Genomic DNA, 22,288 nt, shown 5'->3' on the forward strand with positions numbered 1-22,288 from the left:
AGGAGTAACAATGAGCACCGAGAAGTTCGAGGCAGCGGTCGTCGAAAAGTTTGGCCCGACGCTGGAGCTTACCGACGTCAACCTGCCACAGCCCGGCCCACACCAAGCCCTGGTCAAGCTGCTTGCCAGCGGCGTGTGCCACACCGATCTGCACGCTGCAGAAGGCGACTGGCCAGTGAAACCGGAACCGCCGTTTGTCCCCGGCCACGAGGGCGTGGGAGAAGTGGTGGAGCTGGGGCCAGGCGATCACGATGTTGCCGTTGGCGACATGGTGGGCAACGTGTGGCTCTGGTCCGCATGCGGCACCTGCGAGCACTGCATCGCAGGCTGGGAAACCCTGTGTAACAGCGCTGAATACGGTGGTTACACCGTCGATGGTTCCTTCGGCCAATACATGCTGGTAGATACCCGCTACTGCGCGCGTATCCCGGCTGGCTCGGACCCGGTGGAGGTCGCGCCGATCCTGTGCGCCGGCGTCACGGTGTACAAGGGCCTGAAGGTCTCGGATACTCGCCCCGGTCAGTTCATGGTGATCTCCGGCATCGGTGGCCTCGGTCATATCGCAGTGCAGTACGCCAAAGCGCTGGGTATGCGAGTCATTGCGGTGGACATTTCCGATGAAAAACTCACCCTGGCGAAGGAGTTGGGCGCCGAGTTCACGGTAAATGCGAAAGAAGTGGATCCGGTCACAGCTGTGAACACCTACACCGATGGTGGTGCGCACGGCATCCTAGTCACGGCTGTGCACCCGCAGGCCTTCGGCCAGGCAATCGGCATGGCCCGCAAGGGCGGCACGATCGTCTTCAACGGTTTGCCGCCGGGAGAGTTCCCAGCGCCGATCTTCGAGATCGTGTTCAAGGGGCTCACCATCCGTGGTTCCCTGGTGGGCACCCGCCAGGACTTGGCAGAGGCCCTCGACTTCTACGCCCGTGGCCTCATCAAGCCGCGCGTGACGGAGTGCAAGCTGGGCGATATCAACAACGTGTTTGAGGATATGCGCAGCGGCAAGATCGACGGTCGCATGGCCATCAACTACGTCTAACCAGCTCCTGGAGCTGCCGGTGAAACTCGGCGTCCGACCAGTAGTTTGAGTGACCGCCCTGGATTGCCCAGGTGCGGTCCGCGCCGAACGCTGGGTCGGCCGGGTCTGGGCCATGCACGCCCGCCCGAGATGTCACCGCGAGCCCAATCGGGTCCGCGGGTGATGTCGCTGCAATGACCTGCGGTTTATCCGAACGAAGATTCAGTGCGGTGGCGTGACTAACCCCGACTCCTGGACTGCCCAACAACACCAGGGAATCAGCCACCAAACCTCGCCCTTGTGCCGCATAACCTGCGACGACACTGCCGTAGGAGTGCGCGACCACCACCCGGTGCGGCTCGTTTCCCACCCGGGCGCTGCGCCGGGAGAGCTCTGCTTGAAACTCCCTCAGGTCCGCCGCTCCCGCCGCTGCTGGCGCTGTGCCGGTGGCGGTGATGAGGTTTTTCGGCGGTTGGTAGCCGATCCACAGTACGCCCGCCCCGCCGGTGATCTGGGCAATCTGTTGGGTACGTGCCGCATAGCCAGCCCACCCCGCCGGGTCACCAGACCCCACCCCGGGGACGACGGTGGTCACCGAAGGCGCAGTGTCAAGGTCACCGAACGCCACCACCACGCCGCTTGCCGACGGCAACAGCCTGGCATCCGGAAACTGCTCCGCGAGTGCTCTGACCTCCGGTGACGCCGTGGCTAGCACGGATTCATGTATCTCCGGCAATGACGCATCCGCATAATGGGTCAGATCAGGCCCATGCCGTGCTTCAACGCCGCAGATCCGGTTGATTTCCGCTGCGCAAGCACGATCGATGGAGGACCCGAGTGAGCGGAGCTCGCGAAGTAATGCGTCCATGGTGGGGGAGGACTGGGTGGCGGCGTCGGTGGACCTGATCAGGGAATCTAAATCAATTTCGATGTCGCGAACGGTGTCCGCTGCGGAATGGAGTACACGGGATACCGCTGACATTTCGGTGATGGTGCCCGCGTGCGCCCTCATAAGGGCGCGATCGGACTTTGCTGCCGCGGTGATGAAATCGGCGGAGTTGCCTGCTACGAGGAAGGTATCCCATGCGTCGGTGGAGGCACGGAGGGCATGGGCTTGCTTGGTGGATAAGGTATCGAGGCGCCCGGCGGCGTCGTAAAGCTCGGCGGATCTAATAGGCAGCATTGACCTGCTCCGAGAATCGCTGGTCAGCGCTTCGCAGCTGGTTAATGGTGGCGACGAGGCGACGGTGGGAATCATGGAGCGCTGCCGTGGTGGAGCTGGAGTTGTCACTCCAGCGTTCGGTGGCAGCTCTCAGAGCTGCGCTGGTGTGCGTACCGGCGGGAAGCTGCGGAAAATCCCGGGGGAGAGTAGCAGGGCGGTTGGGGCGAGAGATGAGTTTCATGAGAGGAGAATGGCATATTCGGCACAAAGTGATGCAGCCTCAGCCGTACTACTTGTGGATAACTACCCGTTATCCACATAAAGTGGGGTGGCATGAAGATCGCACTTATCCAGATGCTGTCCACCGGCGATAAGCTGGAGAATTTGGCCCGCATGGAAGAAAAAGCGCGGGAAGCCGCCGGACAAGGCGCTGAACTGCTCGTTTTTCCCGAAGCGGCAATGAAAGCTTTCCAGAGTGGCCGGCTCGATGAAGCAGCTGAGCCACTGGATGGCCAGTTCGGCAGCGCCCTGACTGAGCTGGCGAAGCAGCTAGGCGTCACCATCGTCGCCGGTATGTTCACCCCTGCAGATAAACAGGGCAAATTCAATCGGGTGTACAACACCATGATTATCACCAATGGTGCGGAAACGAAACGTTACGACAAGCTCCACACCTTTGACGCCTTCGGCTACCGGGAATCCGACACCGTCGCGCCGGGTACTGAGCTGGTGACCTGGGGTGATCTGGGCTTCGCCACCTGCTACGACATCCGGTTCCCGGAACAATTCAAAGCGCTCGCACGCCGGGGCGCCAAGCTGATCGTAGTATCCGCGTCCTGGGCGAATGGGGACGACAAGCTCCGGCAGTGGCGCCTGCTCACCAACGCTCGCGCCCTCGACTCCACCAGTTACGTGGTGGCAGTGGGGCAGGCTCAGCCAGAGAACCCAAAGGAGGGCGATCCGACAGGAATTGGCCACTCCGCACTCATCAGTCCCACGGGGAAGCGCCTGGTGGAGGCCGGTTTTGACGAGGAAATCGTGCTGGTTGAGGTTGAGCTGGATGACGTCGATAAGGCGCGGGCAGCGCTGCCGGTGTTACAGGCCTAGCACCTGAATATTGTCTGCGGGGGTGCCTGCGGTGAGCATGGCGTTTCGCATCCGCTGCGCCCACTCGCGCGGCCCGGCGATCAGTACCTCACGGTCGCCCCACGCGCCCCAGGCGGTCACCACGTCCTCCAACTTGCCTTCTTGCTGCAGGTGGAGCCCGCGTGGCGCGCGGGAGTGCTCGGTGGCACCCACCCACCACGCGTCCGCAGGCTTTTCGACGACCGGTGTCACCGACAACCACGGCGCGGCAGCAGCCAACTGCCACAGTCCCGCAAGCTCATACAATTCCCCCGGGTATTCTGCCCCATAGTAAAGGTGGGTGCGGCGATGCTTGCCGGTGGTGAACGCATCGAGGATGAGAGCCCTCAAGGGAGCGAGGCCGGTGCCATGGGAAATAAGCAGTGCGTCGGATTCCCCCGACAGCTGCAGGTTGCCGTGGGCCGGGCCGAAGAACCACTCGTCGCCTGGTTGAGAAACAGCGAGGCCTTCCAGCGCAGGGGAGTGGTCGAGGTGAAACTCGATGAGGCCAGCATCGTTATACGGCATGGCCGGGGCCAGGCGAGGCCAATAGCCTTGGATAAGTGGGGAGGATACCCCAAGGTACTGGCCTGGAAGATAGCGGGGCGGCTCCGGGCATTCGAGTCGAACCACGGTGATGCGTCGGGCGCGGCGCTGCACTTCCACCACCTTCCCCCAGCCGGGCGCGGGGGTGGCGTCAAGGGTTGTGCAGAGGATTTCGGCTAACCACTGCAGGCGTTGATCTGCTTCGTGTACCTCAGAATAGGGTAGTTCGGTGCAGAAGTGATGGATCGCGTCCTGGATGATGGAGATGCCCGAACGGGCAATATCGGAAGTGAGTCCGAAAGCTCGGTGCTCACGTGCCAAGTTAGCCACTAGTGCTTCGTCTGGGTCGCTATCCAGCAGGAACGTGAGCGCAAAGACGAGATGCGTGTGGGCGTCCTCAGCATGCGCGGGAAACCACAGTCGCGTTTCGGGATGCTTTTGGTAGAGCCCACCGAGCACACGCTCACGAAACTCCGCTGCGTTGGCGGAAAGTTCACGGGAGACGAGGGAAGGCATGCTCCCATTGTGCCGTTAATATCTTGGCATGGACAATTTTTCTGGCGCTTTGCCACGAACCCGCACTGATCGGCTGGAAGAGCTGCCGATCACCCGGAAGCACGCCCGACTGTTGGGTGTATCCGGGATCGGGTGGGCGCTGGATGCGATGGACGTCGGACTGATCTCGTTCATCATGGCTGCGCTGGTGGTGGAGTGGGATCTGTCTAAGACCGAGGTATCGTGGCTGGGATCCGTCGGATTTATCGGTATGGCGCTCGGGGCTACCTTGGGCGGGTTGCTGGCCGACAAGTTTGGGCGTCGGCAAGTATTTGCGCTGACGCTGCTGGTCTACGGCGTAGCGACGGGCGCGTCCGCCCTCGCCGGGTCACTCGCGCTACTCATGATCCTGCGGTTCTTTGTCGGCCTGGGGCTCGGCGCGGAACTGCCGGTGGCATCCACCCTGATCTCGGAGTTTTCTCCGCGGGCCGTGCGGGGGCGCATGGTGGTGTTGCTGGAAGCCTTCTGGGCGGTGGGGTGGATCCTCGCGGCGGTGATCGGTACGTTTGTGGTCGCCAGTTCCCCAAATGGTTGGCGGTGGGCGCTCGCGCTGGGCTGCATCCCAGCCCTGTACTCCCTGATCGTGCGCATGGGGCTGCCCGAATCGGTCCGGTTCCTGGAATCCAAAAACCGGCACGACGAAGCCGAAAAAGTAGTGGCATCCTTCGAAGCATCGCCACAGGCGTTCGCCATTCGACCAGCCCCACCTGCACGGACAACGAAGGTCACCGCCCACCACATCTGGGATCCTTCGGTGCGTGGCCGCACCACCGCGCTGTGGATCATCTGGTTCTGCGTCAATTTCTCCTACTACGGTGCCTTCATTTGGATCCCATCGCTGCTGCACTCACAGGGTTTCACGCTGGTGAAATCCTTCAGTTTCACGCTTATCATCACGCTGGCGCAGCTGCCGGGCTACGCGGTAGCTGCGGTGCTCATTGAGAACTGGGGGCGTCGTAAAACGCTTGCTGCTTTTCTCGTGGGGTCCGCGGTCGCGGCGTGGCTGTTCGGGATGTCCAGTGAGCAGTGGCAGATCATCACTGCTGGCTGCTTGCTGTCCTTCTTCAATCTCGGTGCTTGGGGTGCGCTCTACGCGGTGGGGCCGGAGCTGTATCCGACGAACATCAGGGCCGCGGGTACCGGAGCCGCGGCGGGTTTCGGTCGGATCGCCTCGATCATCGCGCCATTGATGGTGCCACCTGTCCTTGCGTCTGTGGGGGCCGATGGGTTATTTGTTCTGTTCGCTGTCGCTTTCGGCACGGCGGCGGTGGCGGCGTTCGCCCTGCCAGAGTTTAAGGGCAGCGAACTGAGCTAGCTTGCTGTGTTTGGCTGCCACCCCAAGGCCGGTGCCACGTGTTCCGCGAAATTCTGCAAAATACCAATGTTGACGTCCGCGCCCATCCCGGTGGGGAGAGTAAGGAGCAAGGTATCAGCTTCTTTGATAGCCGGGTCTTGTTGCAGTTGCTCGATGAGAACGTCGGGTTCCGCGGCATAGCTGCGACCAAAGGTAGCTTTTCCTGCCTCAGGAAGGTAACCAACCTGGTCAACACTTGTTGCTTGCCGCCCGAATAACTCGTGGTCAGCGGGGCTGACCAGCGGGAAGATCGACCGAGAGATGGATACACGTGGTTCCCAGCCGTGGCCAGCTTCCTGCCAGGTCGCCCGGTAGCGCTGAATCTGTTCTGCCTGAATTGCCCCGAGAGTGTCATGGTTGGTTTCCGAAACCAAAGTGGACGACATCAAATTCACCCCGTCTCGAGCCGCCTGCTCTGCCGTGCGGTGGGTGCCGGAACCCCAGTAAATCCGCCGGCGCAGACCCTGTGAATGGGGAAAGACTGGCAACGGGGTGCCTGGCTGAAACATGCGCGGGTATTGCTGTTCGAGCGGTGCGGCCTCAGCCATCGGTCCGCCGTCAATCGCAGCGAGGAACTTCTCGAAGTGAGCGCGCGCTAGATCAGAACCATCGGGCTTTTGACTGCGGTAGCCGAAAGCTTCCCAGCCGCGGGTTGCTACCTCCGGGGCACCACGGGACAGGCCAAGCGCGACTCGTCCACCCGAGAGCTGATCAAGGGCAGCAGCCTCTTCTGCCAGGTACAGCGGATTTTCGTAACGCATATCAATCACGCCGGTGCCGACCTCAATCCGCTTGGTGGCTCCGGCGATTGCGCCTAAGAGCGGCATCGGCGCGGCCGCCTGTGGCACGAAGTGATGCACGCGGAACGACGCGACATTCACCCCAATCTCATCCGCAGCCTGTGCCAGGTCAAGATGGATCCGCATCATGTCGCTTGCCGACGGCCCCTGTTGGCCTCCCGATGAGTAGTGTCCAAAACTCAAAAACCCGAAGTACTTCACTGTAATTCTCCTATTGCTCGTTTCGCTGCTAGTCGACCTGCTCGAGTGGCGCCCACCGTGGATGCAGTAGAGCCGTAGCCAGCCAGCAGTAGGCGGGGATTCCTCAAAGGAGTGACCTCATCGATCATGTCGATTCCGCCCCGCGAGTTACGTAACTGCAGCGGGGCAAGGTGGTTGAGGGAATGCCGGAAACCCGTGTTCCAGAAGATCGTGTCCACCTCAACCTCCGTCCCGGCAGGGAAGGGATCCCAGCCGTAGGCTGCGGGCGAGTCGGAGCCCTGAAACGTGACCGCGGTGGGGGAGATATGGCTGATCATTCCTCGTGAGATAAGCAGGCCTCGTTCCACCCCAGCGCGATACTCCGGGCGCGCCGGGATACCCGTGCTGGCAACCACCGAACGGGGCGGTTCACCTGCGAAGACATGGGAGCGGACACGGTTTTCCACGGTGCGTCCCCATTCGGGAGAAATGCCCTCGCGGCGCCATTCGGGTGGGCGCCTGGTGGTCCACACTGTGTCCGTGACCTTCTCCAGCTGAAGGAGGAATTGAATTGCAGACAAACCACCTCCGACAACGAGGGTCCGTTGGCCTGCGAAGTCTGTTGCATTCTTAAAGTCGCGGGTGTGCAGCTGTCGGCCCTGGAAGGCGTCGATGCCGGGAACGTAGGGGATGAACGGTGAATCCCAGGTCCCGGTTGCGGAAATAACCACGTCCGCCGTGAGTTCGGTGCCGTCTGAGAGTGACAGGTGGAAGTTGTCGGGCATGGTCACCGACGTGACCTTCACTGGGCGTCGCACATGAAGGTTGAATTGTTGCTCGTAGGCTTCGTAGTAGCGTGCTACGGCGACTGATGCGGGGGTGTGGTCGTCGGCAAGCGGGGCAGCCATGCCGGGGAGGTCGGCGATATGGTGGGCGGCGCCGAGGGTGAGGGAGTCCCAGCGGTGGCGCCAGGCACCGCCGGGGCCGGAGTTAGCATCGAGGATGAGGAAATCGGTCCCGGGGATGAGGCCACGATGGGCGAGCTGTTGGCCGGCAGCAAGACCAGCTTGACCTGCGCCGATAACGACAACCCTCAAATGTGACATGTCAACAGTCTAGCGGAAAATAAAGTTGAGTCAAGAAATATCAACTTTTTTCTAGTTGAGTGGAACAGACTCAACCTCTCGTGCGTTACTACTAGTAGAAAGAGAGGAAAAACATGAGTTCATTCAACCCAACTACTAAAACATCCGAGGCCCTGCAGACCGCACTGCAGCTATCCTCAACTAACGGAAATCCAGACATTCGCCCAGCTCACCTGCTAGTAGCGATTCTGGAACAGGCCGACGGCATTGCCGCCCCGGTCCTACAGGCAGCGGGCGTAGACCCGTCCCAGGTACTCAAAGAAGCCAAGGCCAAGGTCGACGGCTACCCATCTGCCAGCGGCAGCAACCTAGCGAACCCGCAGTTTAACCGCGAGGCGCTCAGCGTGCTTACCGACGCCCAGGAGCTCGCAGGCGAACTTGGCGACGAATACGTCTCCACCGAAGTCCTTCTCGCAGCCATCGCGCGAGGAAACTCCGACGCCGCCGACATCTTGAAGTCTCGGGGCGCCACCTACGAGGTGATTAAGAACGCCTTTACCGCCGTCCGCGGATCCCAGAAGGTTACTTCCCAGGATCCAGAGGGCCAGTTCCAGGCCCTGGAGAAGTACTCTACGGACCTGACCAAGCTTGCCCGCGAGGGCAAGATCGACCCGGTCATCGGCCGGGATGAGGAAATTCGACGTGTGGTTCAGGTGCTATCCAGGCGTACGAAAAATAACCCGGTGCTGATTGGTGAACCGGGCGTCGGTAAGACTGCCATCGTCGAGGGGCTGGCTCGCCGCATCGTCGCTGGTGACGTGCCCGAGTCTCTGCAGGGTAAAACGCTGCTGTCGCTCGATCTTGGCTCTATGGTTGCGGGCGCGAAGTACCGCGGTGAGTTTGAAGAGCGCCTCAAGGCCGTGCTCGATGAGATTAAGGCTGCCGAGGGTCAGATCATCACCTTCATTGATGAGCTGCACACTATTGTTGGCGCGGGTGCCGGCGCCGACTCCGCTATGGACGCAGGCAACATGATTAAGCCACTGCTGGCCCGTGGCGAGCTGCGCCTGGTCGGTGCCACCACGTTGGAGGAATACCGCAAGTACATCGAGAAGGATGCCGCGCTGGAACGCCGCTTCCAGCAGGTCTATGTTGGCGAGCCTTCCGTTGAAGACGCCATCGGTATCCTGCGTGGCCTGAAGGAACGTTACGAAGTCCACCACGGTGTCCGCATCCAGGACTCCGCATTGGTTGCCGCCGCAACGCTCTCCGACCGCTACATCACCTCCCGCTTCCTGCCGGACAAGGCCATCGACCTCGTCGACGAGGCGGCCTCACGCCTGCGCATGGAGATCGACTCCTCGCCCCAGGAAATCGACGCCCTGGAACGCATCGTCCGCCGCCTCGAAGTAGAGGAAATGGCGTTGCAGAAGGAATCTGACGCCGCGTCAAAGATTCGTCTGGAGAAGCTGCGCCAAGAACTAGCCGACGAAAAAGAAAAGCTCGGCGAGCTCAAGGCCCGCTGGCAGAACGAAAAGTCCTCCATTGACCGTGTCCGCACGGCCAAGGAAGAACTTGACCGCCTGCGCACCGAATCCGAGCGCGCGGAACGCGAAGGTGATCTGGGCAAGGTGGCTGAGCTGCGCTACGGCCGCATCCCAGAGCTGGAGAAGGAAGTTGCAGCAGCCGAATCCGCAGTGAATGCCTCCATGGTTACTGAGGAAGTCACCCCAGACACCATCGCTGATGTCGTTTCCGCATGGACCGGCATTCCCGCTGGCAAGATGATGCAGGGCGAAACCGAGAAGCTGCTGAACATGGAAGCAGAGCTGGGCAAACGAGTGGTGGGGCAGCTTTCTGCAGTGGAAGCCGTGTCCGATGCGGTGCGTCGCGCGCGTGCCGGCGTCGCTGACCCGAACCGCCCTACCGGCTCCTTCCTCTTCCTCGGCCCCACCGGCGTGGGTAAGACGGAGCTGGCCAAGGCCCTCGCGGAGTTCCTCTTCGACGACGAACGCGCCATGGTCCGCATCGACATGTCCGAATACGGCGAAAAGCACTCCGTCGCACGCCTCGTCGGTGCCCCTCCGGGATACGTCGGCTACGACCAGGGCGGGCAGCTTACCGAGGCAGTCCGACGTCGCCCCTACACCGTCGTGCTCTTCGACGAGGTAGAGAAAGCGCACCCTGACGTGTTCGACATTCTGCTGCAGGTCCTCGACGAAGGCAGGCTTACCGACGGTCAGGGCCGCACCGTCGATTTCCGCAACACCTTGCTGATCCTCACGTCCAACCTGGGGGCTGGCGGAACCCGCGAGCAGATGATGGACGCGGTCAAGCACGCCTTCAAACCGGAGTTCGTCAACCGCCTGGACGACGTCGTGATCTTCGATGCGCTGTCCGCGGAACAGCTGGTGTCCATCGTCGATATCCAGATTGGATTCCTGGCCTCGCGTCTCGCAGCGCGGCGTTTGACCTTGTCGGTTTCCGACGAGGCCAAGCTATGGCTCGGGGAGCGCGGCTACGACCCCGCCTACGGCGCGCGCCCACTGCGCCGCCTGATCCAGCAGGCCATCGGCGACCAGCTGGCTAAGAAGCTGCTGGCAGGTGAGATTGTGGACGGTGACACTGTCCATGTATCAGTTGCAGAAGGCGGGGAAGGGTTGGAGCTTTCCAGCTAGATCCATCCAGATTCTCGGGCCCGCAGAAACGCTTCAAAGCGGTTTTGCGCCCCGAGTTTCGCCATTGCCGAAGAAAGGTAATTCCTCGTAGTCCCGGTGGCCAGGAACACTTCTTTGGCTATCTGTTCAATCGATCCTCCTTTACCTGCGGCTTCGATTACCTCGGCCTCGCGATCTGTCAAGGGGCTTTCCCCAGCTGTAATAGTCATCGCTGCGAGTTGCTGGTCTATGAAGCTTTTTCCCGCGTGCACAGCGCGTATGGCTGTGGCGAATTCTTCAGCAGTTGCGGTTTTCGGAAGGAACCCTTGAACTCCGTTGGTCAGGGCTCGTTTGAGCTGGAGCGGGCGAGAATGACTTGTGACAACAACGATGGCAGTGTTGGGGCTGACTTGCCCAATTTCGTTGGCAAGGTCGATGCCATCGCTACCTCCCAGCTGCAGATCAGTAACCAAAACATCTGGGATTGGTTCTTGTAACGTTAAAGCTCGTTTCCACCAAGCTATGGCATCTTCAGCACTGGAAAAAGTGGCCGACACTTCCAGATCCTCCTCAAGGCTCAGGAGCGTAGTAAGCGAGGAAGCGATGAGCTTCTCATCATCGACAATTGCAAGAGTGATCACTTGATGTTGTCCTTCCAAGTAAGAGACGCGGTAAAGATGTCGGCATCGTGAGTCAAAGTGATTGCTCCGCCGATTTTCTGAGCTCGATCTTGGAGGACTTGCATCCCCCCAAGGGCCCCAACATCTTGGTCAGCGCCGTCGTTGACTATGGTCACCCCGTCCGTTGAAAAAGCGAAGCTTACGGTGCTAGCAGTAGAGTGCTTAATTACATTCGTCGTTGCTTCACGGATGAACCAGGCTGCGACCTGTCGAGACTTCTCAGGGATGGCCTGTGAGTTCCCCGCTACTAGCACTGAGACTCTAGCCTCTTCCAAGAGCTGGATCGCAGTTTTCAATTCTGCACTGGGACTTAGATTGCGATATCCGGTTACAACTTGACGCAGATCTTCGCGCATAAGCCGAACTAGATGTTCGAGTTCTCGCATTTCGCCTTTGACCTTGTCTCTGTCTCTTTCATAAAGCGCAATCGCTAGTTGAAGCTTGAGGGACATCGCGGCCAAATGCTGTCCCAGGCTGTCATGCAACTCTTGAGCGAACCGTAGCCGCTCCTCGTGTACCCGCAACTGAGACTCGAGATTTCTTGTCCTGCATAGCTCTTTCACTACCTTTGCTGACCAAACAGTTGTTTTGCTCCCCCAAACCAACAGGAGGCAGAAGACAACGACGAAAACAGGATGCGCGAAGGTGGGGTGTTCGACTAGTGCGGCTGTAACTGCGCTCAAAGCGAGCGTGATCAAATACGAATGTGGGAGGTGGATCGTTAACGCGAATGCGAAACTGCTGAGCAAGAACAGTGAAAGACCTGATGATTGCACTGAACGATTCGTGGCAAAAACCAGTACGGTGACGAGCCAACAAGCTAGATTTATTGTTAGCGCTGCAGCGTTTAGGCCTTTAGGAGTCTTAGTGACATCTGATAGAACCGGGGATCGTTCGATGACAAACGCTGCCAAAACGCCGTTCGCTAGAGCGATGAAAATGGCAGTTCCCGACTCGAGTGAAACAGGCTCTTCCAGTGCTGGCCGAAAACTTAGGATGGCGAATGCCACCAACGCTGCGTGCATTGAAAAACGGACGTAAGCAGAGAATTTGTCCGTCTCTGTCATCTCAACGAGCCTTCCCAGCGTAGTCATGGTGCCAGGGTACATCGAGTGTCGTTGCGGGTCAGCGGTTGGTTTCCCACTTCATATAGCGATACGCCGCCCACAGGAGGGCGATGCTCCACACCAGCAACAGAATCATCGGGTTTGTCGCGGTAGAGATTGTTGCTGAGAATCCCTCGTCGCCAGTGGCAGCGGCAGCAATATACGTTTGACCTGTCCATTCGATGAAGGTGAGGTCACCGAGCAGTGCGAACGGAGTTCGAGCTAACGGATCCTGGATTTGCTGAGGAAGCGCCGAACGTAGCGGCGACTGTGAGAGCATTGCCAGCACCATGACTGGCAGAGATGTCATCTGAGCAGCCTCAGCATTGGCAGTGATGGAGCTGGTGAGCAAGGCTAATGAGGTCGATATAACGATCCCCAGCAGCGCGATGAGGACTAGTAGAATGCCCGTACACGGGACGATGCCTGTGTAGAAAATGAGGATGGCAGACATCAGCGCAGTCAGCACGAGAGACATGATCGCCCCTGGTGTGGCGAGCGCGACAAGAATCTCTGCGTTTCGAGCTTCACCAGTACGCAGTCTCTTGAGTACCCGCTCGTCGCGACGAGTGGTGGTCATGGAGAGCACGGAATAGAATTGGACAAACATCAAGGTGATGAGGGAAAAGACCTCCATCGAGATTGCGGTGCGAACGGGCGCGGCCGCAGGCTGGCCAGCTGATCCCATGAATAGCATTAGCAGGCCCACCCCGATGGGGAATACCAATGCCATGAACAACAGGGTCTTGTTACGCAAATATTGCCGAATTTCGGCCATAGCCAAAGCCCAGTACCGGTGCCAGCTTGAGTTTCGAGGATGCAGGGATTCATTAACGAATTCGATAACGGCAGAGGCACGTTGGAAGGTGGCGAGTTCCATCTTGTTTACGATCCTTTGTGGCTAGTTTGTGTGTTCCTTGTGGTCCGCAATGCTCATAAACACTTTTTCCAGGGAGGCTGGTCGGGCGGAAAAATCATCCAAATCAAGATGGTTTTTATGTGCCCACTCCAAAACAGCGAAAGTGTCTTGGGGTAGTTGCTTAGTTGAAATTATGTGGCGATTTTGCTCGGTCATGATAGTTGTGCCAGGAAGCCGGGGCGGTGTGTCGGAGCTGGTCACCGTAATCTCCGCAGAAACTGTGTTTACCAGTTCGGAAAGAGTTCCTTCTCGGGCAACGGCTCCTCCATCCATGATTGCTATGCGATCGCACAACAGCTCGGCTTCTTCCAAATAGTGGGTGGTCAGGATCATTGTGACGCCCTGCTTCTTGAGTCGGAGGAGAAGCCTCCACACGTTTCTACGAGATTCTGGATCTAGTCCTGTGGTCGGCTCGTCAAGGAATAGCAATTCTGGATTGCCGAGTAGAGCGCATCCGAGGTCCAGTCGGCGCTGTTCACCACCGGAGAGGACACCCACCCGGACGTTTAGACGGTGCAATAGCTCGACGTCCGTGAGGACCTGCTCGGGGTCACGTGGGTTCGAGCAGGTCCCTTGCCACATCTTGATGGTCTCCCGCACCGTGAGCTGCCTGGGAAGCCCACCCGACTGGAGCATGATGCCCATCTTGGGGCGAACGACAGCTCTGTTGACAAATGGGTTGTGTCCAAAGACCTTTACGACGCCCGAGGTTGCGGGGGCCAAGCCTTCCAGGATTTCAAGGGTGGAGGTTTTCCCAGCGCCGTTAGTGCCGAGAAGTCCGAAGACCTCCCCGCGACAGACGTGGAAGTTGAGCCCCTTGACTGCCTGGAATGCCTCTGCCCCCTTTCCGTAGCTGCGGGTGAGGTCACTGACTTGGACAATTGTGTCTTGGCAGGTTGGTTGGTTCATGCCTCCATGCTGGCAATGCCGTGGTCAATTAGCTACGGGGATAAATCACCGGCTTGCCTGCCAGTGCTCACGAGGTTGGCATGACATTTGTCAAAACGAGCAGCGTGGCGGTGGGAAATTCCTTCTTGTCGCGAATGATAAAGCTCATGTGAACTGCATACTTTTGGCACTAGGGAGCGGCTGCCGATTTCGGCACAGTGGAAAGCGTAAGAGTTAGGCGAACCCTAAGAGGAGGAATTTTCATGAACATTATTGAAGACATGCTTCGGTTGACTCCAGCGCCGACCGTTCAGCGCGAGGTCGCCGTGTTTTTCCTGACGGTGGCTGTTCTGGTCATTGTCGCGTTCCTGGCGACCAGTTCCGCCAACGGCACTCTCGTGCTTGTCCTGGTGGGTGTGCTGGCCGTGTACGCGGCAGGACGGTTGGTTTACCGACTTCTGAACCCCGCGAAGGTTACCACCCAACGGTAGTTTTGAATGCCTCGGCGCCTGCTATGAATTCATGGCAGGCGCCTTTGTCTGCTTAGTCTCGGCCCGAGACAAATCGGACTAATCGCTCCTCCAGCGCATCAATCTCCCCACTGGGCGGGGCATAGTGCCCCCCACGGTGACGAAGCAGCACTGCCGTGCCCTGCGTGCGCTTCCAACGCGCGCAGAAGGAATCGAAGTCTTGGTCTTGGACAATGGAATCCTTGTCCCCGACAACCAGCAGCAAATCCGTGTCGCTTGGCTGCGCCTCGCACACCAATGTGGCCGGGTCCATCCCCGTAGGATCTGCGGGGAATTCTACACGATGCTTTTGGCCCAGCTCGGTGGCTAAATATCGCGGTAGGTCCACGATCGGACAGGTGGCGCTCACCCCATCGACCAATTCCGGGTTTCGCAGGCCGGTGACGAGAGCCAGCCATCCTCCGTGCGAGGCCCCGGATAGGATGATTCTTTGATAGCCACGTTGTCGAAGCAGCTTGGCAGCGGTGGCGAGGTCACATAGCGCATTGGGTTTATTTTCGCCCCGCCCTTTTAAGGCCCAGTCGGCCCCGAGCTCACCGCCCCCTCGGACGTGGGCGAATGCCAGTGTGAGATTTTGAGTGACTGGAAGCGAGGAAAATGGCAGTAACGGGGCGCCGAAGCCGCCGTGAACGGTCAGCACGATGGTGTCCCGGAGATCGTGGGGGTGGGAGAAGACGGTGACCGGGACCTCCTGTGTGCCCGCATACAGTGTTGATGTGACAAACGGTGCTTGAGGAATTTCAGAGGTGCCTGCTAGATCGGTGGCGCTGAGGTTAGTCTCATGATGTCCGCAGCGAAAGCTGAACCGCAGCTCGCCGTTGTTCACGAGCTCCCCGACGAACCAGAGGTGGGGAAGTGGGGTGACGTGGCGGTGGCCCGAACTGTTCGTGGCACAAATGATAGTCCCGGTGATGCTGTGGAACACGGCGTAGCGGCTGCCCTGCCACGTCACGCAGCGACGAAACTGCGCCGGGTGTGTTGTCTCACCTGGGCAGTCGTGGCTAGCGGTGTCCAACGGTGCGCAGGGCCGGCCGGTGGCATCGCAGTCAAGGAAGTGGATCCCTGAGTAGGGGTGAGTGGTGTTCGCAGCGATGTCGACGACAACAGTGCCGGTGGGAGTGCGTGCGATGAGGAAGCGAGAGTTAGCGGAGAAATTGAAATCGGTTGTGGAAAGTGGAAATTGCGCAAGCGTCCAATCGGCTAGGCACAGAATCGAGATCCTGCCAGCGAGATCCAGGAATGCTACGTGGTCGGCGCTTAGCTGAAACTCCCCGATGAGCGGTTGGGACGGCGCAGCTCGGAAACCGCGAGCTGCGGAGAAGTGAGCGAAGTGGAAACGCTCGCCGTCGAGGTAGCTCAGCGCGATTCCGGCCTCGATCTCCGAGATTTGTTGGATTATCGCGTCCGCCGGAATGCATTCGATGAGCTCGGGAGACGCCAGCACTTCTTGGAATGTGGCCTCCAGATGAGGAGCGAGCCTAGGCACCGGCAACCTCCTGGTTGATCACGGCAATGAACTTGTCAATAGTGGGGAAGCCCTGCCCAGTCTTGGTACCGCCATCGGCGACCTCGACCGCGGGGAAGGTTGCGCGGGAAACTCGGTATCCCATCTCCTCCATTCTGCGCAGGACGACCTCCCGTCGCGCACCGACGTCCTCAGCGGAAAAGGCGGGGAAAACGATCACCGGGCAATGCGCGAACGCCGCAGTGGCGCTCACGATGTCATCGGCGATTCCTGAGCTCAGCTTCCCGCAGGTGTTGAATGATGCCGGACAAATCGCAATCGCATCGAGTCCCGCGCTGAGCGTCTTGTGCTGGGCTGTTCCTTTGGTGAGCCAGGCGGTATCCAGCGCTACCGGTTTACCATTGATGGCCTCTAGCGCGGCGACGCTGACAAAGGACTGTGCAGTGTGGGTGAGTGCTACCTCGATGTCCCACTCTTGCACAGTGCGTAAATATAGCAGCCATCCTGGCATGAGCGAGGCGGCAACGCCGCCGGTGATGAAAAGACCAAGTTTCATGACGTGACCTTCCGGTAGTTGAGTGACTGCAGTGAGGTGCTGGCCTTGGCCACGGCGTCGTGGTGGGCAGACAGCATGCCGGGGTTGAGTGCTGCGGTGCGTAGCAGGTGCGAATTCCAGGTTGCGCGAACGGCGTCTGCAGCGAGGGGGAAGTCGCTTGCGATATCGTCGGCGACATCCCGCAGGCCGGTGGTGTTCGCCGCCTTGTGCTCCGCCAGCAATTGGATGAAGAGCTGAAGCTCGGCCCAAATCCGTTCCCGGCCGTTAGAAAACCCGTCTGCGCCCCAGGCGAGTACTGTTAGGGCACCAGCCGATGAGGGATCTAGGAACGCACTGCCCAGCCCAACTCGTCTGTCCCAAGCTGAGCTTGGCGTCAGGACAGTCTCGGCGGTGGAAGAATCCCCGGGTGTGGGGGCGGTCTCCCAGGGGCCACCCCACACCAGGTTCCTGAGGGCTGCCAGAGACTCGGTGGACTCGGGCTCGGCGAGTAGGCGCTGACCCAGCGAGAGCTCGTCTGGGACCTGTTCAAAGATCAGTTGTGATTCCCGAAGCTTTGGCTCCGGATACAGTGTCCGCAGTGCCGGGCCCTCTTGGATGGGGAACGCCCGGTTGGTGGGTTGCACGTCAGTTAACACCGGAACCGCATCGGTGGATCTGTGGGTGAATACGAAGGTGAACGCGTTGTTAGACAAGGGAGTCCACCTCGTTTCGGAATGCATTTTCGCGCTGGTGGAGCTCGTTGAAATCGTTCCTGACTAGGCATTGCGCGGCCACCGCAGATAGTCCAGCTCCGAAACTGGTGTGGGCGTTGATACCAGGGCCACCTATCCATACCGATTCGGTCAGTTGCATTGAGAAGCCGGGGCCGTGTCCTCCTGGGGTGAAGGCACTGATGGCGTCGACAAGCGCGCCGAGGGCACCGGACCTGATTTGAGCGGGGTCGAAGTAGATGACCGTGGCGTCAGGTCGCGGGATGAGGCGGAGGTCTCTACTCTGGCCGAGGGTGGTCTTCATGGACCACCGAGGCAGGTGCGTTTGCCTGTCCATGAAATCGACCAATGCTGAGAATCTGCGAAGGGAGACGCCAGGCAGGTAGAGGCGCCACGCAGCGGTGAGACGAGGCGGCTCGAGCGATTCCACTACGAGCCATCCGGGGAGGGCATTGACCCGCAGCCGAGGCAAGGCCACTGTGAACTGCCCATTCGGTGTCGGGGTGTGAGGGAATTGGTCGGGACGCAGCGTGAATTGGCCATCCTTGCGCAGTTCGCCGTCGACCAAGTCCCAGCCTGGTGAGTGCACGGTATGCGCCGCAAGGTCCACGAATTGCGTCACTGTGGGCAGGTCCGCGAACAGGGCGGCGCTTTCGCAGCCTCGCAGGTGAATGTCGGAGTAGATGTAGGCGCGAAGCTCGGGGGCGGATACTTCCGTCTTGGATGTAAGACGTCGGAATGCGGACGGGGAAATTTTTTGGAAGCTGCTGGTGCACAGGGCTTCCCAGGGAGAACCAGTAGCCATCTTAAGTCTGTTGTCCTTCCAACCAGGCACCAAAGGTGGGCAATCCCGAAGTGGCGATGGTGGACAATGACGTCTCCACCACCGCGACCGTTGTTGGGGCCGAACCGGCGATGATTGCGCCCTGAAGCCGGCACATAAGTGAGAGGAAGACGGCACCGCTCAGCGCTGGCTTGTCGACGGACATCCCGCAGGAGTTCAACACGGAGAGGAATCGGGCAGAAAGCTCCTGAGTTTCACGCATCGCCGTAGTTACTTCGTGTTGGAAGTGAGCTTCAGCGGACGGGTTTCCTTCCTCGGTGGTGAGGTTGGGGCGTGTCATCGCGGCCCAGGTGGAGCGGGCGAGGGCGTAGAATATGACGCTGGCCAGGAAGTTCCCCATGTCCTCCTCTGGGCAGCCGATGCCGCTACACTCCCAGTCGATGAGACTGATCTCATTGTTTTCGGATTTAATCAGGTTGTCTAGCTTGAGGTCGCCGTGAACGAATCGCTGGGGGGTGCTGGTCCGGCGCACTAGTGACTGCGCTGTCTGCACCAACTCGCGGTACTGGTGGCCGATATTGAGGGCTTTTAGCGGGGTGGCAGCGAGATGTTGGAAGCCTAGTGGCTCGACTATGGGACGCTCACGGCTGGCTTTCGGAATGGGAGTGCTCGCAGTTTCAAGCCGCCAGAGCTGGATGAACTCCTCTGCGATCAGTTCAATAAGATGGGGCGTCAAAGTCACTTCGTCAAAACAGGTACCATCGACATACCGGCACAGGTAGAACTCTTCTTCCACGTCCAGTACATGGGACTGAGGTGCGTTATTGGCTAGGAAGCGCAGACGCTGGGTTTCGTCGTCGGCGGGGCCATTAGCTGTGAGCTCGCGACTACGTCGGTGGATGACTACCGGAACTGTGTCAACAGAGCTAAACCTAACGCGTGGATGCTTGGGTACGATATCACCGTCGTGCCAAAGGCGTGCTAGCGGGCTAAGGGGTGGAGCGAATGTAGTCATTGGGCATCACCAGTTTCAGGTCGAAAACAATGGAGTAACTAGTAAAATGCCTCCTGGATTCGTACCGCGGTGTGTACGAATCCAGGAGGCACTAAGCAACCCTTGGGTATTCTGGTCTAGCAGCCCAAGGTGATTGAGATAGTGATGCCGCAAGGGATGGTGGTCGGGGAGTCCACCGTGGCTGCGGTGTTCGCAATGAGCTGTCATGATTCTTGTTGACGGTGAAACCCTCAACGACAAGGATGTGTGATTATGCCGAAGGCTTATCCAAAAGAATTTCAACAGCAGTGCGTGGATGCGGTTCTCGTGTTGGGCAAGACACGCGAGGAAGTCGCTGCCGAGTACGGGATCTCCTCCTCAGCTCTGGGCCGGTGGGTGGCCAAAGCCAAAGGCACCCAAGGCACCGGCCGCGGCTCTCACCTGCGCAAAGCAGACCCCAACTCCCAAGACCCAGCTGAAATGACCAAACGAATCCGGGAGCTGGAGCTTGAAAACGAGTTCTTAAAAAAAGTCAGCGCCTTCTTTGCCAAGGAGCAGTAGAAGACGACTTCTTCCGCGTCATCTACCACTTCGACAAAGAAGGCACGACCAAGCCCAGATACTCGGTCACCATGATGGCACGCGTCCTTAACGTCAGCAGAGCCGGCTACTACGCCTGGAAGAAACGCCACCACACCCCTGTGGCTGCATCTTCTCCCAGGGGGCGCAGGCTTGCCATCAGTGCCCGCGTCACAGAGCTTTTCACGACCAAGCACAAAGGGTTTGCCGGTGCTCGCACCATTTTTGCTGACCTGGTCGCTGAAGGTATTGACACCACGTTGTACGCGGTGCGCACCATCATGGCGCAGAACAATTTAGTCACGAAGTACCGACGCAAGAAGGTACGCACCACCATTGCGGATCCTGACGCTGACCTGCGCAAAGACTACCTGCGGCGGATGTTTTATCCCCCAGTGCCCACCACGGTCTTGTGCGGAGATATTACGTACCTGCGCACCCGTGAAGGCTGGATGTACCTGGCCACAGTCATGGATCTGGGCACCCGGATGGTGGTGGGCTGGTCGATGGCCGATTCCATGCGCTCGAAGCTTGTGGTGGATGCCTTGACCATGGCCCATGATCGAGGCTTCGTTGCTGGTGATGCGATATTCCACTCGGATAGAGGCAGTCAGTACACCAGCTGTTCCGCGGACAGCGCATCGAAGATCACGACGTTCGCTTGTCTGTCGGCTCTGTTGGCGTGTGCTGGGACAATGCGGTGGCGGAATCCTTCTTTTCCACGCTGAAACTTCACCTGCTGCATGAGCGCAAACAATTCGATTCCAAGCAGCACGCCCGCCTAGAGACACTGTCGTGGATTGAGACGTATTACAACCGACAGCGCCGCCATAGTGCGACCGGCCTCATTCCCGCTGAGGCGATGGCCGATTTCCTGACCCCCAGCCCCGAATTACTCCCCGAGGCCCTTGCAGCCTAACCAAAACAAACGGGTCTAACCGTCAACAAAACTTGACACAGCCCACAATATCGGTTGCAGCGATTGCGTTTGCTTCCTTGAGGTTCATGTTTTCGAACATGCCGTACTTCCTTTCAGTAGAGGCCCGAGCGCTTTCGCCCGAGTGTATTTGGTGGGGTGTTGCGGTTAACTGTTGCTTGCCTCCCGCACCACCGACACTGGCAGAGTCGACTCAGGGTTTCAAGGGATGAATTTCGGTTCTCGTCCTTTCCGGGCATTGAATAATAATCGACTAGCTGGGCGATATTAACGAATGACGATAACGGCATGATTTTTGTCAGTAGTAGTCGGTATTAACTTCAGTGGTAATTTCTATTCCCTCATCTCGCGCAGAGAAAAATTTGTTTGAGCTGGAAATGTATTGATTCTGGGTTTCGTGATGAGTGTTGATTTGAGCCCCTTAGTTGAATTGATGACGCTTCAGGGTGCCCCCATCCTGGAGCTGAATCTTTAAAAACGATCAGTAAAACAAATGGTGGCCGATCCGGCTTGATTTTCTAAGAAAAGGGTCAATTGTCTCTTTTGGGAACGATCTTTAAAGTTGTTTGGAACTATATTTTGGCCGATTTGACGAATTATCCGCATTGAGGTCGAGGCTATTGTTACTAAATTTGTGTAACCCTCTGCAGCGAGTGCCGGGAGCAAAAATTACAATGCTCCAATATGTTGGCGATCACGGCATTCAGAACAGCACTCACCAAAGCCGGCGTCGTCTGGTTTGGGATCTTCGTCTTGGGGCTCGGCTTTGGAGTCCTCGCGACCAATCTGGGTTTCCCGTGGTGGGCGGCGTTCTTGATCTCGGCGACGGTCCTGGCGGGGTCGATGGAGTTCATCCTCATCGGCCTTATTTCTGCTCATTCACCGTTAGTAACGATCGCGGTGACGACGTTCCTGGTGAATTTCCGGCACTTGTTTTACGGACTGACCTACCCGCTTGAATTATTCAAGGGCAAGCTCCGGAAGTGGTACATCATGTTTTGCATGGTCGATGAAGCCTTTGCGCTGAACATCACCGAGCGGGATCCGAAGACCATGTGGTGGGTGCATGTCGGCCTCCATGCGAGCTGGGCGGGCGGCAGCTTGGTCGGTGCTCTTGGCGGAGCCCAACTACTAGGCGACGTGCACGGCCTCGACTTCCTGCTCATCGCGCTGTTTGCCGTCTTGGCGTTGGACTCGTGGCAATTGCGGAAAGACAAGGTGGGGGCGCTGTTGGCTGCTGGGGCGGCAGGAATTGGCATGGTGGCGGGCCACCAAAACATGATGCTGGTGGCGATGCTCCTGTTCGCTGGATCGTTGGTGGTGAGGCACAGCCGTGGATAGTTACTTCTTTATGGCCGTCGGCACGGCGGTGGCGGTGACTTTTATGCTCCGGGCGCTGCCGTTCGCGATTAAGGCAAAGCTGTCAGGATCCCCGTTTTTGGAGAATTTCGGGCGGTGGATGCCACAGGGCGCGATGATCATTTTGTTGCTTTATTGCCTGCATGGGGTTGGTTGGGGCCCGACGCACGTAAATGTGGGATATGGCGTCGGCTTGGCGGTGACAGCGGGGGTGCACCTGTGGCGGCGTAACGCGGTGCTGTCCATCGTGGCGGGCACGATCGCTTGCGTCGCGCTCTCGACCGGCCTTGCCTAGA

The 22,288-nt window shown here is 58.9% G+C and carries 23 protein-coding genes and 1 pseudogene; 10 read left to right on the forward strand and 14 right to left on the reverse strand.

Annotation, left to right across the window (positions count from 1 at the left end; genetic code table 11):
- Positions 1 to 10 precede the first annotated feature (10 nt).
- A complete protein-coding gene (adhP, locus tag HW450_RS08995; protein ID WP_182385307.1) occupies positions 11 to 1,042 on the forward strand; it encodes an alcohol dehydrogenase AdhP in 1,032 nt (343 codons plus the stop codon).
- Here the strand turns inward: adhP and HW450_RS09000 are convergent.
- Entirely contained in the window at positions 1,029 to 2,204 is a 1,176-nt protein-coding gene (locus HW450_RS09000) for an alpha/beta hydrolase (protein ID WP_182385308.1), read from the reverse strand. The two genes, adhP and HW450_RS09000, sit on opposite strands and share 14 nt — an antisense overlap.
- Entirely contained in the window at positions 2,191 to 2,424 is a 234-nt protein-coding gene (locus tag HW450_RS09005; RefSeq protein WP_182385309.1) for a hypothetical protein, read from the reverse strand. Before HW450_RS09005 ends, HW450_RS09000 begins: the two co-directional genes overlap by 14 nt.
- Positions 2,425 to 2,516: 92 nt before the next feature.
- Here HW450_RS09005 and HW450_RS09010 point away from each other — a divergent pair, with 92 nt between their 5' ends.
- Positions 2,517 to 3,290 carry a carbon-nitrogen hydrolase family protein gene (locus tag HW450_RS09010; protein ID WP_182385310.1) on the forward strand — a complete coding sequence of 258 codons (774 nt, stop codon included), beginning with the start codon at positions 2,517 to 2,519 and terminating at the stop codon, positions 3,288 to 3,290.
- On the opposite strand, the gene HW450_RS09015 is transcribed toward HW450_RS09010, so the two are convergent.
- Positions 3,279 to 4,370, reverse strand: a complete 1,092-nt coding sequence (locus HW450_RS09015) for a 2-polyprenylphenol hydroxylase (protein ID WP_182385311.1) — start codon at positions 4,368 to 4,370, stop codon at positions 3,279 to 3,281. The two genes, HW450_RS09010 and HW450_RS09015, sit on opposite strands and share 12 nt — an antisense overlap.
- Positions 4,371 to 4,398: 28 nt before the next feature.
- On the opposite strand from HW450_RS09015, the gene HW450_RS09020 reads away from it, so the two are divergent.
- Positions 4,399 to 5,724: an MFS transporter gene (locus tag HW450_RS09020; RefSeq protein WP_182385312.1), complete on the forward strand. Its 1,326-nt coding sequence runs from the start codon at positions 4,399 to 4,401 to the stop codon at positions 5,722 to 5,724.
- Here the strand turns inward: HW450_RS09020 and HW450_RS09025 are convergent.
- Together HW450_RS09025 and HW450_RS09030 are read right to left on the reverse strand one after the other, a co-directional pair.
- The gene (locus HW450_RS09025) at positions 5,721 to 6,764 is read right to left on the reverse strand and encodes an LLM class flavin-dependent oxidoreductase (protein ID WP_182385313.1); all 1,044 of its coding nucleotides are present in this window, start codon (positions 6,762 to 6,764) and stop codon (positions 5,721 to 5,723) included. The genes HW450_RS09020 and HW450_RS09025 overlap by 4 nt on opposite strands.
- Complete coding sequence (locus HW450_RS09030) at positions 6,761 to 7,849, reverse strand: NAD(P)-binding domain-containing protein (RefSeq protein WP_182385314.1); 1,089 nt, start codon at positions 7,847 to 7,849, stop codon at positions 6,761 to 6,763. The genes HW450_RS09025 and HW450_RS09030 overlap by 4 nt, the downstream gene beginning before the upstream one ends.
- Before the next feature lie 113 nt (positions 7,850 to 7,962).
- Between HW450_RS09030 and clpB the strand changes: the two genes are divergently transcribed.
- Positions 7,963 to 10,506, forward strand: a complete 2,544-nt coding sequence (clpB, locus tag HW450_RS09035) for an ATP-dependent chaperone ClpB (protein ID WP_182385315.1) — start codon at positions 7,963 to 7,965, stop codon at positions 10,504 to 10,506.
- Here clpB and HW450_RS09040 read toward each other — a convergent pair.
- The 4 genes from HW450_RS09040 to HW450_RS09055 are packed head-to-tail and all read right to left on the reverse strand — an operon-like array spanning position 10,503 to position 14,099.
- The gene (locus HW450_RS09040) at positions 10,503 to 11,126 is read right to left on the reverse strand and encodes a response regulator transcription factor (RefSeq protein ID WP_182385316.1); all 624 of its coding nucleotides are present in this window, start codon (positions 11,124 to 11,126) and stop codon (positions 10,503 to 10,505) included. The two genes, clpB and HW450_RS09040, sit on opposite strands and share 4 nt — an antisense overlap.
- Entirely contained in the window at positions 11,123 to 12,259 is a 1,137-nt protein-coding gene (locus tag HW450_RS09045; RefSeq protein ID WP_232843226.1) for a sensor histidine kinase, read from the reverse strand. Before HW450_RS09045 ends, HW450_RS09040 begins: the two co-directional genes overlap by 4 nt.
- Positions 12,260 to 12,290: 31 nt before the next feature.
- Positions 12,291 to 13,151, reverse strand: coding sequence for an ABC transporter permease (locus HW450_RS09050; protein WP_232843227.1), 861 nt, complete (start codon positions 13,149 to 13,151; stop codon positions 12,291 to 12,293).
- A gap of 21 nt (positions 13,152 to 13,172) precedes the next feature.
- Positions 13,173 to 14,099 (reverse strand): ABC transporter ATP-binding protein, encoded by a 927-nt coding sequence (locus tag HW450_RS09055; protein WP_182385318.1) that lies wholly within the window; start codon positions 14,097 to 14,099, stop codon positions 13,173 to 13,175.
- A gap of 242 nt (positions 14,100 to 14,341) precedes the next feature.
- On the opposite strand from HW450_RS09055, the gene HW450_RS09060 reads away from it, so the two are divergent.
- The gene (locus HW450_RS09060) at positions 14,342 to 14,569 is read left to right on the forward strand and encodes a hypothetical protein (protein ID WP_182385319.1); all 228 of its coding nucleotides are present in this window, start codon (positions 14,342 to 14,344) and stop codon (positions 14,567 to 14,569) included.
- Between the two features lie 52 nt (positions 14,570 to 14,621).
- Here HW450_RS09060 and HW450_RS09065 read toward each other — a convergent pair whose 3' ends face one another.
- Genes HW450_RS09065 through HW450_RS09085 form a run of 5 tightly spaced genes read right to left on the reverse strand, consistent with a single transcriptional unit; the run spans position 14,622 to position 19,138 of the window.
- On the reverse strand, positions 14,622 to 16,094 hold the full coding sequence (locus HW450_RS09065) for a prolyl oligopeptidase family serine peptidase (RefSeq protein WP_182385320.1): 1,473 nt from the start codon (positions 16,092 to 16,094) through the stop codon (positions 14,622 to 14,624).
- Positions 16,087 to 16,629, reverse strand: a complete 543-nt coding sequence (locus HW450_RS09070) for a flavoprotein (protein ID WP_182385321.1) — start codon at positions 16,627 to 16,629, stop codon at positions 16,087 to 16,089. Before HW450_RS09070 ends, HW450_RS09065 begins: the two co-directional genes overlap by 8 nt.
- A complete protein-coding gene (locus HW450_RS09075; RefSeq protein WP_182385322.1) occupies positions 16,626 to 17,321 on the reverse strand; it encodes a hypothetical protein in 696 nt (231 codons plus the stop codon). The genes HW450_RS09070 and HW450_RS09075 overlap by 4 nt, the downstream gene beginning before the upstream one ends.
- On the reverse strand, positions 17,314 to 18,144 hold the full coding sequence (locus HW450_RS09080) for a hypothetical protein (RefSeq protein WP_182385323.1): 831 nt from the start codon (positions 18,142 to 18,144) through the stop codon (positions 17,314 to 17,316). Before HW450_RS09080 ends, HW450_RS09075 begins: the two co-directional genes overlap by 8 nt.
- Before the next feature lies 1 nt (position 18,145).
- The gene (locus HW450_RS09085; RefSeq protein WP_182385324.1) at positions 18,146 to 19,138 is read right to left on the reverse strand and encodes an aminoglycoside phosphotransferase family protein; all 993 of its coding nucleotides are present in this window, start codon (positions 19,136 to 19,138) and stop codon (positions 18,146 to 18,148) included.
- A gap of 252 nt (positions 19,139 to 19,390) precedes the next feature.
- On the opposite strand from HW450_RS09085, the gene HW450_RS09090 reads away from it, so the two are divergent.
- From HW450_RS09090 to HW450_RS09110, 5 genes and pseudogenes are all read left to right on the forward strand, one after another.
- On the forward strand, positions 19,391 to 19,678 hold the full coding sequence (locus tag HW450_RS09090; RefSeq protein WP_182384945.1) for a transposase: 288 nt from the start codon (positions 19,391 to 19,393) through the stop codon (positions 19,676 to 19,678).
- A gap of 14 nt (positions 19,679 to 19,692) precedes the next feature.
- Positions 19,693 to 20,424, forward strand: a pseudogene (locus HW450_RS09095) (IS3 family transposase); the annotation flags it as partial.
- Entirely contained in the window at positions 20,397 to 20,615 is a 219-nt protein-coding gene (locus HW450_RS09100) for an integrase core domain-containing protein (RefSeq protein WP_232843228.1), read from the forward strand. The pseudogene HW450_RS09095 and the gene HW450_RS09100, both read left to right, overlap by 28 nt.
- Positions 20,616 to 21,317: 702 nt before the next feature.
- A complete protein-coding gene (locus tag HW450_RS09105; RefSeq protein ID WP_182385326.1) occupies positions 21,318 to 21,974 on the forward strand; it encodes an AzlC family ABC transporter permease in 657 nt (218 codons plus the stop codon).
- A complete protein-coding gene (locus tag HW450_RS09110; protein WP_232843229.1) occupies positions 21,967 to 22,287 on the forward strand; it encodes a branched-chain amino acid transporter permease in 321 nt (106 codons plus the stop codon). Before HW450_RS09105 ends, HW450_RS09110 begins: the two co-directional genes overlap by 8 nt.
- Position 22,288 lies beyond the last annotated feature (1 nt).

Origin of the sequence: Corynebacterium hindlerae (assembly GCF_014117265.1) — a bacterium.
GTDB classification, from domain to species: domain Bacteria; phylum Actinomycetota; class Actinomycetes; order Mycobacteriales; family Mycobacteriaceae; genus Corynebacterium; species Corynebacterium hindlerae.